The sequence below is a fragment of the Pseudonocardia sp. MH-G8 genome, from assembly GCF_002262885.1.
GTDB lineage: Bacteria > Actinomycetota > Actinomycetes > Mycobacteriales > Pseudonocardiaceae > Pseudonocardia.
In genome coordinates this window covers 1-13,394 of sequence record NZ_NKYF01000008.1, presented here as the reverse complement: position 1 = coordinate 13,394, position 13,394 = coordinate 1, and the positions used below count along the sequence as shown (strand labels likewise).

Annotated in this window: 13 protein-coding genes; 7 read left to right on the top strand and 6 right to left on the bottom strand. The window is 72.4% G+C overall.

Features of this window, described 5'->3' with window-relative positions:
• Nucleotide 1: 1 nt before the first annotated feature.
• Both CFP66_RS19550 and CFP66_RS19545 read right to left on the bottom strand, forming a co-directional pair.
• On the bottom strand, nt 2–349 hold the full coding sequence (locus CFP66_RS19550; RefSeq protein WP_094926332.1) for an ester cyclase: 348 nt from the start codon (nt 347–349) through the stop codon (nt 2–4).
• A gap of 13 nt (nt 350–362) precedes the next feature.
• On the bottom strand, nt 363–734 hold the full coding sequence (locus tag CFP66_RS19545; RefSeq protein ID WP_094926329.1) for an HNH endonuclease: 372 nt from the start codon (nt 732–734) through the stop codon (nt 363–365).
• A gap of 146 nt (nt 735–880) precedes the next feature.
• Here CFP66_RS19545 and CFP66_RS19540 point away from each other — a divergent pair, with 146 nt between their 5' ends.
• The 3 genes from CFP66_RS19540 to CFP66_RS19530 all read left to right on the top strand — a co-directional run bounded on the left by CFP66_RS19540 (nt 881) and on the right by CFP66_RS19530 (nt 2,570).
• Nucleotides 881–1,474 carry a dihydrofolate reductase family protein gene (locus CFP66_RS19540; RefSeq protein ID WP_094926326.1) on the top strand — a complete coding sequence of 198 codons (594 nt, stop codon included), beginning with the start codon at nt 881–883 and terminating at the stop codon, nt 1,472–1,474.
• Nucleotides 1,475–1,557: 83 nt separating this feature from the next.
• Nucleotides 1,558–1,998, top strand: coding sequence for a pyridoxamine 5'-phosphate oxidase family protein (locus CFP66_RS19535; RefSeq protein WP_094926323.1), 441 nt, complete (start codon nt 1,558–1,560; stop codon nt 1,996–1,998).
• 98 nt (nt 1,999–2,096) lie between these two features.
• Nucleotides 2,097–2,570 carry a hypothetical protein gene (locus CFP66_RS19530; protein ID WP_094926320.1) on the top strand — a complete coding sequence of 158 codons (474 nt, stop codon included), beginning with the start codon at nt 2,097–2,099 and terminating at the stop codon, nt 2,568–2,570.
• Between the two features lie 57 nt (nt 2,571–2,627).
• Here CFP66_RS19530 and CFP66_RS19525 read toward each other — a convergent pair whose 3' ends face one another.
• A complete protein-coding gene (locus CFP66_RS19525; protein ID WP_094926318.1) occupies nt 2,628–3,107 on the bottom strand; it encodes a hypothetical protein in 480 nt (159 codons plus the stop codon).
• A gap of 121 nt (nt 3,108–3,228) precedes the next feature.
• On the opposite strand from CFP66_RS19525, the gene CFP66_RS50355 reads away from it, so the two are divergent.
• Nucleotides 3,229–3,741: a GNAT family N-acetyltransferase gene (locus CFP66_RS50355; protein WP_158228155.1), complete on the top strand. Its 513-nt coding sequence runs from the start codon at nt 3,229–3,231 to the stop codon at nt 3,739–3,741.
• Between the two features lie 21 nt (nt 3,742–3,762).
• On the opposite strand, the gene CFP66_RS19515 is transcribed toward CFP66_RS50355, so the two are convergent.
• Together CFP66_RS19515 and CFP66_RS19510 are read right to left on the bottom strand one after the other, a co-directional pair.
• Nucleotides 3,763–5,337 (bottom strand): AMP-binding protein, encoded by a 1,575-nt coding sequence (locus tag CFP66_RS19515; RefSeq protein ID WP_094926316.1) that lies wholly within the window; start codon nt 5,335–5,337, stop codon nt 3,763–3,765.
• Nucleotides 5,338–5,770: 433 nt separating this feature from the next.
• Nucleotides 5,771–8,980, bottom strand: coding sequence for a BTAD domain-containing putative transcriptional regulator (locus CFP66_RS19510; RefSeq protein ID WP_094926314.1), 3,210 nt, complete (start codon nt 8,978–8,980; stop codon nt 5,771–5,773).
• 101 nt (nt 8,981–9,081) lie between these two features.
• Here CFP66_RS19510 and CFP66_RS19505 point away from each other — a divergent pair, with 101 nt between their 5' ends.
• The 3 genes from CFP66_RS19505 to CFP66_RS19495 are packed head-to-tail and all read left to right on the top strand — an operon-like array spanning nt 9,082 to nt 11,950.
• Nucleotides 9,082–9,528: an NADPH-dependent FMN reductase gene (locus CFP66_RS19505; RefSeq protein WP_369805107.1), complete on the top strand. Its 447-nt coding sequence runs from the start codon at nt 9,082–9,084 to the stop codon at nt 9,526–9,528.
• Nucleotides 9,525–11,063 (top strand): MFS transporter, encoded by a 1,539-nt coding sequence (locus CFP66_RS19500; RefSeq protein WP_094926312.1) that lies wholly within the window; start codon nt 9,525–9,527, stop codon nt 11,061–11,063. Before CFP66_RS19505 ends, CFP66_RS19500 begins: the two co-directional genes overlap by 4 nt.
• A 14-nt stretch (nt 11,064–11,077) precedes the next feature.
• Nucleotides 11,078–11,950 (top strand): NAD(P)-dependent oxidoreductase, encoded by an 873-nt coding sequence (locus CFP66_RS19495; protein WP_094926310.1) that lies wholly within the window; start codon nt 11,078–11,080, stop codon nt 11,948–11,950.
• Between the two features lie 44 nt (nt 11,951–11,994).
• Here the strand turns inward: CFP66_RS19495 and CFP66_RS19490 are convergent, their stop codons facing one another.
• Nucleotides 11,995–12,957: a DUF4349 domain-containing protein gene (locus CFP66_RS19490; protein ID WP_094926307.1), complete on the bottom strand. Its 963-nt coding sequence runs from the start codon at nt 12,955–12,957 to the stop codon at nt 11,995–11,997.
• Nucleotides 12,958–13,394: the final 437 nt, after the last annotated feature.

Genomic DNA, 13,394 nt, shown 5'->3' with positions numbered 1-13,394 from the left:
CTCAGCCCACCACCATCGAACCGACCCAGTACTCCACGAACCTGCCGTCCTCGACGCGCAGGATGTCGTTGCCGAGGAACGTCACCGCGGCACCGTCCTGCCGACCGTGGCCACGCCACCGGCCGGCCACCAGGTCGCCCCGCGCGAACGGGCCGACCTCGATGGCGAAGCTCAGCGGCGCCAGCATGGCGTGGGTCTGCCGGATCGTCTCGGCGAGCTGGGCCGGCCCGTGCACGTCGTGGTCGGGCCAGTGCCCGACGAACGCGTCACCGACCAGCTCGGACACGCGCTCCACGTGCCCGGCCCAGAGCTCGTCGATCCACCGACGGTAGAGCTCGTCCGGTTCCATGGCACCGACTGTCTCAGGCGAGGGCGGGCCCCGCCTTGGACGTCGGGGAACTCGACCCGGGTGGTGCCGGGTCCTCCACGTCCGACTCTGCGCCGAACCGCAGGACGAGCGCGGCCTGGACGGTCGCGTGCTTCTCCAGGAAGGCCCGCTCATCCAACCGCTTGCGCCGCAGCCAGCCGGTGACCTCGTCGTTGCACTTGCTCGCGTTGCACGAGGCGCAGGCGGGAGCGATGTTGTCGAGCGTGTAGCGGCCGCCGCGCGAGATCGGCAGCACGCAGTCGCGTTGCAGCGACACGCCGGTCGCCCCGCAGTACGCGCAGCCGTCCCAGGCCGTGAGGAGCGCCTCCCACTGCTCGGCGCTGAGGTCGTGCTCGACAGCGGCCATGCGGCGCCTGCGCCGACGCGCGTACCGCCCCTGACGACTCCTCCCGGATGGCACGGCCGAGACGATATCCGGTCGTCGGCCCGCGGTTCCGAATTCGCCCCGGCAGGCCCCGATGACTTTCCGCCCGTCCCCGGGTCCACCCCGGCATGAGCGACGCAACCGATCGCCGGGTCATCGCCTGGTGCAGCGTGTCCATCGACGGCTACTCCTCCGGTCCGGAGGGGCCGGCCAAGGACACATGGCTCTACCGGCACGCCCTCGACGACGCCACCGCCGAACACTTCGAAGGCATCTGGCGCGGTTGCTCGTCAGCGCTGGTCGGGAAGAACAACTACCTCGGCTTCCACGCCGTGTGGCCCGCGATCACCCGCGATCCTGCGACCGACCACCGCACGCGCGCTCTGGGCCGTTGGCTCGACGACGTGGACAAGGCCGTCGTCTCGACGACGCTCACCGAGACCCCGTGGTCGAACTCCCGAGTCTTCCCCGACAGCCACTCCGCCGTCGACGCGCTCCGGGCGGAGGAGGGCACGAACGTCCTCGTCATGAACAGCGCCACGCTCATCCAGTCGCTGCTGCGCGAGGACCTGGTCGACGACCTCCGTCTCGCGGTCGTGCCGGTCATGCTCGGCGGCGGGCTGCGGCTGCTCCCCGACGACGCCGCAGGCTCCTGGAGCCTCGCATCGACAACGGTCCTGGCGCACGGCGCGGTCTCGCTGCACTACCGGCGCGAGCGGTGACCGGACCGTCCACGACCGGCTGTCATGCCCTCCACGACGGGTGAGGTTGACCTGATCACCGGTTCAACCCCGACGATCAGTGCATGGACTTCGACGTCGATGCGTTCCTCGCGCAACCCCTCACCGCTCGGGTCGCGACGCCCACGCCGACGGTGCGGCCCACGTGGTTCCTCTGGGAGGACGGCGCGTTCTGGATCCTGACCGGGCCGTGGGCCCGGCTGCGCGACCACGTGCGGGCTGATCCACGGTTGGCCGTCGTCGTCGACACCTGCGACCTCACCTCCGGGTCGGTGCGGCAGGTCATCGCATGCGGAAGGGGCCAGATCGTCGAGTTCGACGTGGCCCGGGGACGCCGGAAGTTGGTCCGCTACCTGGGCCACGATGTCGAACGCTGGGACCCGCGGTTCCGGGCGTACCTGTTCGATGATCCGCGCGACCGGGGGCTCGAGTGGGTCCGCATGCGACCGGACCGGATGACCGCATCGGACCTGAGCTACGAGCCGGCCCCGGAGCGCCGCGAGTAGATCACCAGACCCGCGCTCCTGGTCCCCGAGCGGTGTCAGGTCGGCGGAACCCGCGAAACTCGCTCCTGTTGGGGGCTGCCCTCCGGTAGGAGTGCGGCATGAGCCCCGATGAGGAGTGGCCGACCCTGGAACTGATCCGTGCGGCCGTCGACCGGTTCACAGCTCAGATGCCAGGCTGGGCACCTACCGCGGCGTACGGCGTCACGCTCGTTCCGCCGGACGAGGACACCTCCTGGTCGTTCCCCGTGGTCAACGTCGGCTGGCTGCACCGGCTGCCCGCTCTCGTGCTCGGGATGGTCACCGGCCGGCGGACCGGAACCGGGACCTACGAGCTGGCACCGGCCGACCTGCAGAGGGCGGTGGACCTCCTCAGCCCGGCCGAGGCGGCCCTCATGTACCAGCACCCGAACCTGCTCGCCTGGCGAACGATGCTCGAACGCATCGAGTCCGGCGAGAACGGTCGGATCGTCGCGGTCTTCGTCGACTCGCTGGACGACGAGGCCAGCAGCACCTACGACGCGGTGTTCCGCGCGCAGATCGCCCGAGGCGAGTCGTCGGAGCTGTACGCGTGACCAGGGTGGAGGCGAGCACGCATGATCGTTGCGTGGCCGCGCCCACACGGGCGGGCGTCAGTGGCTGGGGAGCCGATCGGTCGAGCCGTCGGTCAGCGCTCGGCCGATCTTCTCCAGGCCACTTCTGACCAGTTCGCCGTACGCATCGTCGCCGAGCGCATCGCTCACGGTCCGGGCCTTGCCGAGGAACTCGTGGGCGCGGTCCGCATCGCCGAGCCGGCGGTGATCGTCGGCCAGGCTCAGGTACAGCGACGGCATGAAACCTCGAACCTGCAACGACTCGTCGTATTCCTGCGCCCGCTCGTCGGTCACGCTGGCAACGGCCGCCAGCGCACGCTCGTCCCACATCAACTCGGCCCGGTCGTCGTCCTGGAGATCGGCCAGGAAGTGCGCGATCACGCAGCGGTGGAAGGCATCTCCCCCACCCTGCTCGACCTCCGTCCAGATCGCCTCCAGGCTCTCCCTGGCAGTTGTTCGATCGCCCGCCTGCCCGCTCTGCACCGCAGCAGTCACGCGGTTCATCACGTCGTCTTCCATTCCCGCCTCTGCCGCCGATGCCGATGACCTGCACTCTCCACCCGGATCCAGGTCGAGGGTCAAGACCAGGAGCTGGGATCCGGCCGTTGCCCTGCCCGGTCGCGGTCTTCACCCTGATGTCGTGCGCGATCTCCCGTTGGTCAGAGCCGGACGTGCGGCCGACGAACGTGGGCTCACTCCCCTGATTCCAGATCCTGCCCGTCGGGCATGGCGCATTCGATACACGGAGTCCGGGGCGGAGCAGCTCCTGGTCGCCGAGACGGACGCTCGGATCGTCGGCGCGGTCTCGATCCGCTGGAACGGTGGGTGCGATCCACCGAACCCCTGGATCTATGGCGGCGAGGTCGAAGGAGCCCGGCGCGGTCGGGGTGTCGGCTCGCTCCTGTGGCGCGAGGCCCATCGGTTGTGCGCGGCTCGTGGTGCATCGGCGGCGAGCCTGGACGTCGACCTGACGAACACGGCGGCGCGCCGGCTGTACGAGCGACTCGGGTACGAGGTCGTCGGTCCGCACGCGCACCGGTGGGTGGCACGGGATCTGGAGACGGGCGCGGTGACCGCCGAAGGTGTTGCTGGTACATGGCTGATGAGGTGCCGTCTCACCGGGCACGGGACGGGCCCCGCGCCGCCGCCTTGACGCGTGATCCGAGCGGAGGGATCAGGAGCCCGCCGCCTCCCGCGCCCGCAGGTCCTTGCGCAGGATCTTCCCCGACGCCGACTTCGGGATCTCCTCGATGAACTCGACCACCCGCACCTTCTTGTGCGGTGCGATCCGCTCCGCCACGAACGTCATCACCTCGTCGGCCTCGAGGTCGGCACCGGCGCTCTGACGCACGATGAAGGCCTTCGGGACCTCCTCGCCCTCCGCGTCGCGGACGCCGATCACCGCGGCGTCGGCGATCTTGTCGTGCGTCAGCAGCAGCGCCTCCAGCTCGGCGGGCGGCACCTGGTAGCCCTTGTACTTGATCAGCTCCTTCACCCGGTCGACGATCGTGAACACGCCGTCCTCGGTGACGGTGGCGACGTCGCCCGTGTGCAGGTAGCCCTCGTCGTCGAGCGTGACGGCGGTGGCTTCCGGGTTGTTGAGGTAGCCGGACATCACGTTCGGGCCCTTGACCCACAGCTCGCCGCGCTCACCGGGCCCGACCTCCTGGCCCGTCTCCGGGTCGACCAGCTTGGACATCACGTTGGGGATGGCGAACCCGCACGTGTTCAGGTCCATGTCGGGCCGGTCGTCGGGCATGCAGTGGCTGACCGGCGACAGCTCCGTCATGCCGTAGCCCTGCAGCACCGTGCACCCGAGGCGCTTGGCGACGGCCTGGCCGAGCTCGGCGTCCAGCGGTGCGGCGCCGGAGAAGACGACATCGACGCACGACAGGTCGTACTGGTCGACGATCGGGTGCTTCGCGAGCGCGACGGCCACCGGCGGGGCGATGTAGACGCGGCTGACGCGGTGCTCGGAGATGACGCGCAGGAACTCGGCCAGGTCGAACTTCGGCATCGTGACCACCGTGGACCGCTGGTGCAGGCCCTGGTTCATCATCACGGTCATCCCGTAGATGTGGAAGAACGGCAGCACCGCGAGGATGCTGGTCTCCGCGCTCACGTCACCCATCCGCGCGATCTGACAGAGGTTCGCCACGAGGTTGCGGTGGGTGAGGATCACGCCCTTGGCCCGGCCGGTGGTGCCCGAGGAGTAGGGCAGCACGGCGGTGTCGGCGCCGGTCACGATCTGGGCGGGCGGCGCGGCCGTGGTGGCGAGCAGGTCACGAAGGCCGGTGTGGCCCTCGGCGGCGTCGAGGACGAGCACCGCGTCGGCGGGCAGCCCGACCTGCGCGACGGCAGCCGTCACGCGGTCGAGGAACGGGGACACCGTGGACACGAGCTTCGCGCCCGAGTCGGCGAGCTGGTGTGCCAGCTCGCCCGGCGTGTACAGCGAGTTGACGCTGGTGACGATCGCGTTCGCGCGCAGGATGCCGTGGAAGACGGCCGCGTAGTAGGGCGTGTTCGGGGCGAACAGCGCCACCACGTCGCCCGCGCCGATCCCACGCTCGGACAGGGCGGCCGCGATCTTGCCCACCATGCCCTCGAGCTCCGCGAAGGTGATCGCCGCACCCGACGGCCCGTCGACGAGCGCCGGCGCGTTCGCGCGCTCCCCGAAGTCGGTGAAGAGGAAGTCGAAGAGCGAGCTGTCGGGGATCTCGACGTCGGCGTACGGGCTGCGGACGGGCATGCGGCGCTCCCTTGCGAACGGCAGTACGGGGACGATACCGCTCGGATGCCGATCGGGTGAGCACTCGCGGCAGCGCCACGACCGGCGGGAACCACCCGAATGGCCTAACTCGGAGGGGTTGTCTTGATCGTCAGCGACTGCCACTGTGAGCGCGCTGGCCCTGGCGAGCCCCACTCGCCCGGCCGGGCCGGTTGCGGCGTCCCCTCGCCGTCGCCGGATGCCACTGGCGTGCGGTGCCCCCGATCGCACGGCCGATGTGGCGGTTCCAGCGGAGTGGCCCGAGTTCATGACTCCCCCTCAGATCCCGGGCCGCTCCGCCCACCACCAGCGAGGATCCTTCCCGGGTCCCGCTGGCCGGGGCGAACAGCGGATGGCGACGGGCGAGCGTGGCCGGCTCCGAGACGGACCTGCCGGCCATCGCCCGGAAGGACTGTCAGACGAGGCCCTGGACGTGGGCGTCGGCATCCGCGGTGACGAACGCGCCGGCGAACTCGTCGCCCAGCGCGGCGCGGACGACTCGTGTGATCCGCTCGACGTCGCCTCGTTCTCCCGGTGGGAGGGGCCCACCCGCGGCTTCCCGGGCGCGGGCTGCGGCGCCGAGCAGCCGCGCGGCGCGCTGGTGGTCACCGGCGAGCGCTTCCGCGCCGGCGAGCCCGTCGAGGGCGCGCGCTGACACGCGGACGTCCCCGCCGGCGAGCGCGGCCGCATGGCCGTCCCGGTGCAGTGCGCGCGCGGCTTCCGCATCGCCGCGGAGTTCCGCGATGAACCCGAGTTCGATCAGGATCACTGCCGCGTTCGCGTGCGCGTCGACCTGGAGATCCCGGTCGAGCCAGTTGCGCAGGTGTGCTTCCGCCGCGTCGAGATCGCCCTCCGCCCGGGCGATCAGCGCGAATCCGACGTCGGCGTGCTCCTCGGCGAACCGGATCGCGTGCTCCGTGGCGAGCCGCCTGCCCTGCTCCGTGAGCGCGCGGGCCTGCTCGTGGTCTCCGGTCAGCAGCGCGATCCGACCGAGGCCGGACGCCCAGAACGACGCCTCGGCCCACAGGCCCAGCTCCTCGGAGATCCGCAGCGCCTTCCGGTGCGAACGCGCGGCCCGGTCGTAGTCGCCGGTGAGCCTGGCCAGGTCGGCGAGGCCCTGCATGGCCATGAGCTGTCCCCACCGGTCGCCGAGGGCGCGGAACATCGCGATGCTCTGCTCGCTGTCGCGAGCGACGGCGGCCAGATCGCCCCTGGCGAGCGCTTGGACGGCGCGGACGCCGAGCGCCGCCGCGGTGCCCCACCGGTCGCCCAGGGCGCGGAACGTGGCCAGCGCGCGGTCCACGAGTTCCTGGCCGAGGCCCATCTCGCCGATGCCGAAGGTCAGCCCGTAGGCGATCACCCACTCGGCGCGCGCCCGCGCATGCGGGTCCTCCACCACGTCGAACGGTTCGAGAGCAGCCTTGACCACAGCGGTGGGTTCGGTGGCCTCGCCGGCACCGAGCGAGATGGCTGCGTTCGCGGCGACGGCCTCGGCGCGCGCCACGGAGGGTGCATCACCGTCGACGGACAGCGCCGCCGTCAATGATCGGCTGCCCTCCTCGAGCCTGCCGCGCAGGACCCAGTACCAGGTCAGCGCATTGACCAGGCGCAGCGCGAGCATCAGATCGCGATCGTGGACCGCGCCCGCGAGCGTGGTGCGCAGGTTGCCTGCCTCGGCGTCCAACCGGTCGAGCCACGCCCGCTGACCGGGCCCGCGCAGCTGCGCCGCCGCACGCTCGGCGAGCGCGGTGTAGTAGCGGCCGTGGCGCTTCCGCAGCCCTGCCAGCTCGCCGGCGGCACCAGCGCGTTCGCGCCCGTACTCCGCGACCGACTCCAGCAGCCGGTAGCGGTGCCCATCGGCATGCGGGTCGACGGTGACCAGCGAGCGATCCACCAGCCGGGCCAGCACCTCCGGGACGCCGTCCGCCGGCAGGTCCTCCCCGGAGCAGATCTCCTCCACGGCCTCCAGTGCGAAACTCCCGGGGTGCACAGCCACCCGGCGGAGCAGGATCTGCTCGGGCTCGTCGAGCAGATCCCAGCTCCAGTCGATCGTCGCCCGCAGCGTCTGCTGCCGCGGCGGCGAGTCCCGGTAGCCGGAGGCCAGCAGCCGGAACCGGTCGCGGAGCCGCGCGGCGAGCTCTCGCACGCCCAGCGACCGGACCCGCGCGGCCGCGAGCTCGAGCGCCAGCGGGATCCCGTCCAGGCTCCGGCAGATCGCGGCGACGTCCGCGGCGTTGCCGCGATCGAGCACGAACGCGGGCGCCGCGGCGGTCGCGCGGATCTCGAACAACCGCACTGCCGCTGACCGACGCAGGGCCGCGAGGTCGGCGTGCCCCGCGGGTTCGGGCAGGGCCAGGGGCTCGACCACCTGCAGGAGCTCACCGGGGACACGCAGCGGTTCCTGACTGGTCGCCAGGATCCGCAGGCCGGGGGCGGCCGTCAGCAGCCGGGCGGCGAGCCGGGCGACTGGCTCGACCAGACCCTCGCAGTTGTCCAGGATCAGCAGCAGCTGCTTGGCGCCCAGCGCCACGACCAGCGCGTCCACGGGGTCGGCGGACGGCCGGGTGTCGGGACGGACGTCGAGGACCGCCATGAGTGCCCCGGCGAGTGCGGCCGGTCCCTCTGCTGCTCGCCCCCCGAGGGAGGCCAGCTCCACCAACCACACCCCGTCGGGAAAGGTTCCGGCCGGCCCCGCGGCGGTCTCCACCGCCAGCCGCGTCTTCCCGACCCCGCCCGGCCCGGTGAGGGTCACCAACCGTCCCGATGCCAGCAGCGCCCGTGCAGCGGCGACGGCGTCCTCACGGCCGATCAGGTCGGTGAGCGGGGTGGGCAGGTTCGTCGACACCCGGGCCGCCGGCGACGGGCGGGCCGGTGCGTCGAGATCCGGGTCACGCCGCAGGATCGCCTCCTGCAGCGCGGCGAGCTCCGGACCGGGGTCGAGGCCTTGCTCCTCGACCAACCGCGACCGCAGCTGGTGATAGCTGTCGAGGGCTTCGCCCTGCCGGCCCGCTCGGTACAGAGCCCTCATGTGCACCTCGCGCAGCCTCGCGCGCAGCGGATGCCGCGCGACCAGGTCGGTCAGCTCACCGGCCAGCAGGTGGTGCTCACCCAGCTCGAGCCGGGCGGCAGCCTGCTCTTCCAGCACGACCAACCGGGATTCCTCCAGCCCCACGATCGCCCCCCGGGCGAAGGCCTCGCCGGTGAAGTCCGCCAACGCGTCTCCGCGCCACAGCGCCAGCGCGTCGCCCAGCAGCGCCGCCCCGGTCCTCGGGTCGGCGGCCCGCCGCGCCCGCTCGGCCAGGGCGTGGAACTGGTCGGCGTCGACCGAGTCGGCGTCGACCTGCAGCAGGTACCCGCCCTGCCGGTAAGCCACGAGGCCGCGGCCGCCCGGCTCGGCGGCGTCCAGCACCCGTCGCAGCTGCGACACCTTGCCCTGCAGGGTGTTGGCGGGGTTTGCGGGCAGCGCCGCGCCCCAGAGGTCGTCGATCAGCCGCTCGGCGGACACCAGTCGGCCGCGGTGCACCAGCAGGTGGGCCAGCAGCGCGCGGACCTTCAGCTCGGGCAGCGTCACCGGGCGGCCGGCGGCCGTCCACACCGCCAGTGGACCGAGCAGCCCGAAGCGCACACCCAACGGTAACGCGGCTCCGCGGGAGTCGACCGGCAGCCGACCCACAGTCCCGTTCGCCACCGTGGTGCTCAGGACGGGGGCGATCGGGACGGAGGTGCGTGATCAGCGAGCACCGGCTGCGGGTGGTAGTCATCATCGGCAGCGTCCGGCAGGGCAGGTTCGGCCCGACCGCGGCCGGCTGGTTCGCTGCGCAGGCCTGCGAGCGCGATGACGTCGAGGTGGACGTCGTCGACCTCGCCGAGGCGTGGCTGCCCGAGGTGCTCCCCGACGAGCGCGCCTGCCTCCCCGCCCCACAGCCGGTCCAGGACCTCGCCCCGTGGCTGGCTGCGGCCGACGCGTTCGTGGTCGTGACCCCTGAGTACAACCACGGCTACCCGGGGTCGCTCGAGAACGCCATCGACTGGTTCCGGGAGGAGTGGCAGGCGAACGCGGCGGCCGCGGCGCTGCTCGACCAGCTGACCTGGTGGGCGGCCCTGCTGCGCGACAACCGCCCCGGCTCGCGGCCGGACACCCGCGACTCCCCTCCTCGAGGACGGCGCCGATGACCTCCCACGCTGCACCCACGCATGCCCTCCGTGCCGGTCCGCGCGCATGGCTCGGACTGGCCGTGCTCACCCTCACCACCCTGCTCCTCGCCCTCGACGCGAGCGTCCTCTTCCTGGCGCTGCCCCACCTCGGCGCCGACCTGCGGCCCAGCAGCACTCAGCTGCTGTGGATCATGGACATCTACGGCTTCGTGATCGCCGGGTTCCTGGTCACGATGGGTGCTCTCGGCGACCGGATCGGTCGGCGCCGGCTCCTGATGATCGGCGCGGCCGCGTTCACCGCCGCATCGGTGGTCGCCGCGTACTCGACCAGCGCGGAGATGCTGATCGCGACGCGCGCGCTGCTGGGACTCGCCGGCGCGGCGATGATGCCGTCCACGCTCGCGCTGATCAGCACCATGTTCCGCGACCGCAGGCAACGGGGCATGGCCATCGCCGTCTGGATGGCCAGCTTCTCCGGCGGCACGCTCATCGGCCCGGTGGTCGGCGGGGTGCTGCTGGAGACCTTCTGGTGGGGCTCGGTGTTCCTGCTCGGCGTCCCGGTGGTCGTGCTGCTCCTGCTCACCGCGCCGTTCGTGCTCCCGGAGCACCGGGCACCCGGCGCCGGCCGGCTGGACCTGACGAGCGTGGCGCTGTCGCTGGCGGCGATCCTGCCGATCGTCTTCGGGCTCAAGGAGCTGGCCGCCGGCGGGCCGGCGTGGCTGCCGGTGCTCGCGATCGTGGCCGGTGCGGCCGTCGGCACCGCGTTCGTGCGTCGGCAGCGTGCCCTGCCGGACCCGCTGCTGGACGTCGCCCTGTTCGCCGATCGCACCTTCCGGGCCGCGCTGGGCGTGCTGATGATCGGCATGGCGACGGTTGCCGGCAGCTACCTGTTCGTCACCCAGTACCTGCAGCTGGTCGCCGGGTTGTCGCCACTGCAGGCGGGAACGTGGATGGTCCCCGCTGCGGTCGGCGAGATCATCGGCGCCCTCCTCGCCCCGCTGATCGCCCGCCGGGTGCCGCCTGCCTACGTCGTCGGGACCGGGCTGACGGTCTCGGCGGCCGGCTACCTCGTGCTCACCCAGGTCGAGGTCACCACCGGGCTCGCGGTGCTGATGGCCGGCACCGTCGTCGCCTTCATCGGCAGCGCGCCGATGATGGCCCTGAGCATGGACCTGATCGTCGCCTCGGCGCCGCAGGAGAAGTCGGGCCAGGCAGCCGCGATATCGGAGACCAGCGGTGAGTTCGGGGTGTCGGTCGGCATCGCCGTCCTCGGCAGCGTGGGGACCGCCGTCTACCGCAACCACGTCGCCGGGTCCCTGCCCGCCGGCCTCCCGCCCGAGGCCGCCACAGCCGCCGCGGACGGTCTCCCCGCTGCGGTCGCCGCAGCCGGGCAGCTCCCCGACCAGCTCGGCGCCGCGCTGCTCGAACCGGCCCGCGCGGCGTTCACCAGCGGGCTGAACGCCGCCGCCGCCCTCACCGCCGCCCTCACGCTCACCCTCGCCGTCGTCGCCGTGACCGTGCTCCGCCACGTCCGGCCGACCGGCTCCCACTGATGGAAAGGAACATCATGACGACGACAACGGCCGTCACCGTGCTCGGTCTCGGCAACATGGGGTCGGCGATCGCGAAGACGCTCGTCGCCCGCGGCTACCGCACGACGGTCTGGAACCGGACCGCGAGCAAGAACGCACCGCTGGTCGACGCCGGTGCGACGGCGGCTGCGACCGCTGCGGAGGCGGTGACCGCGAGCCCGCTCGTCGTGGCCTGCCTGCTCGACAGCACCGCGGTGGACGAGGTACTGGCATCGGTCGACTCCGCGGTCGCGGGCAAGGTGCTGGTGAACCTCACGAGCGGATCGCCGGCCCAGGCGCGGGCCAACGAGCGCTGGGCCGGTGAGCGCGGTGCGGAGTACCTCGACGGCAAGATCATGGGCGACCCGCCCTACATCGGCACGCCGAACATCATGCTCCCGTTCAGCGGTTCGCCCACCGCGTTCGGAGCCCACGAACCGATGCTGCGCCAGCTGGGCACGGTCGCGTACCACGGTGAGGACGCCGGCGCCGCTGCCGTGGAGTTCATGGCCCAGGTCGCAGTGGGCTACGAGTTCCTCATCGGATTCCTGCACACGCTCCGGCTGGTGCAGGCGGAAGGCGTCGACGTCGCGGGGTTCGCCGAGCGCGTCGCCGGATCACTGGCCGGCTACCCACCGTTGTTGACCTCGTTCGGCAAGGCGGTCAAGAGCGGCGAATACGGACCGGACCTCGGTTCGCTCGACGTCCAGGCCGCGCTGATGGACGACATGATCAGCCATCGGGAGTCCCTCGGTGTGGAAGCCGTGCGGATGCGGGAGGTCAAGGAACTGATGGACCGCCGGATCGCCGACGGTCACGGAGACCAGGGGTTCTCGAGCTTGTTCGAGCTGCTGGCGAAACGTCCCTGATGCGTTGACCGCAGGCACCCGCCGGCATTGATCGTGCGGCGGCGTCAGGACTCGCCATCCAGGCCCGGGCCGCCCCGCCCACCCGCTGGGGCGGGGGCGCGCCGCGCGCGCACGATCCGGCGCACGAGCCAGGCGATCCCGCCGAGCACGGCCAGCACCGGCACGAACGGCACCACGAACCCCACCACCGCTGCCGCAGCCGCGCCGACCGCGGTGAGGCCGGCCCAGCCCGCGGCGAGCCCGTCGAGGAATGCGGGTCCCCCCGGCTCCACCGGCGCGGGGGCAGCCGTTGCGCGCACGTCGACCGTCAACGTCGACAACGCGACCTGATCGCGCAACACACCCAGCCTGCCGGTCAGGGAGTCGAGGTCGGCCTCCCGCCGGGCGAGCTCGGACTCCACGGCCATGACGTCGCTGATCGTCGCGGCCTCGGCGAGCAGCGCCCGCACGCGCGCCACGCTCGCCGTCTGGCTGGCGACGCGCGCGTCGAGGTCGACGATCTCCCCGGTCGCGTCGAGCACCTCGCCGCTGCGGGCGGTGACCTGCCCGAGCGCGCCCACGTCGTCGACCATGCGGTCGAGCGCCTCGGCCGGCACGCGCAGCACCAGCCGGCTGCCCGCGCCCACCGACCGCTCCTCCGCGACGAACCCGCCCGCCACAACCACCGCCGTCCGGATCCGCCGCACCGCGCTCGCCGGCTCCGCCACCTCGACGCCGAGCTCGGCCGTGCGCACGAGCTCGCGCCGGCCCCCCAGCGGTACGACCGCGGCCTGGCCGCCGCTCGCCGGAGGCACGGCGGCCTCCGGGGCGGCGGCATCGCTCGCCGCCGAATCCGATCCGACCGTCGGCGACGATCGTGCGGGCGCCGCCGCGACCTCGCTCACGGCGCGATCCGACCCGCCCGAGGTCTGCTGCACGACCACCAGCGCCGCCACCAGCAGCGCGAGCAGCACGCCCACCCCGATCAGCGCCTTGCGCCGTCCACCGCGCATCGCCTGCACCCCCACCGCCGCCTCCTCGCCCCGGACCCGCCCACAGGACGGACGCGGGCGGCACGCCGGTTGGGCGCAGGCGGTCACGATCGCGTCACGGCGGCCGAGCCGTGCACCAGCGCTGCCGCCACCACGCAGGCGGACGGCTCGCAGCGATCACCGACGCCGAGAAGCACACCAGCGCGGAGCGACCGACCCTGATGCGCGGCTCGTAGTGATCACCCGGCCTCCCGAGCGCAGGCGGCGACATTCGCGTGCCACACCTCGACTCGCGAAGGGCCAGGTCGCGACACACGAACATCCACACCCCGACTCGTGGACGGCGAGAGCGCGACACGCGGCCCTCAGACCCCGACTCGCAGTGAGGATGTAGGGGAGCCCCGCAGCGGTCGTTCTGGCTCACCGACTCGCTGACCGTGGTGTCCTGCGCCCGATCTGCCGGGTGACCGCTG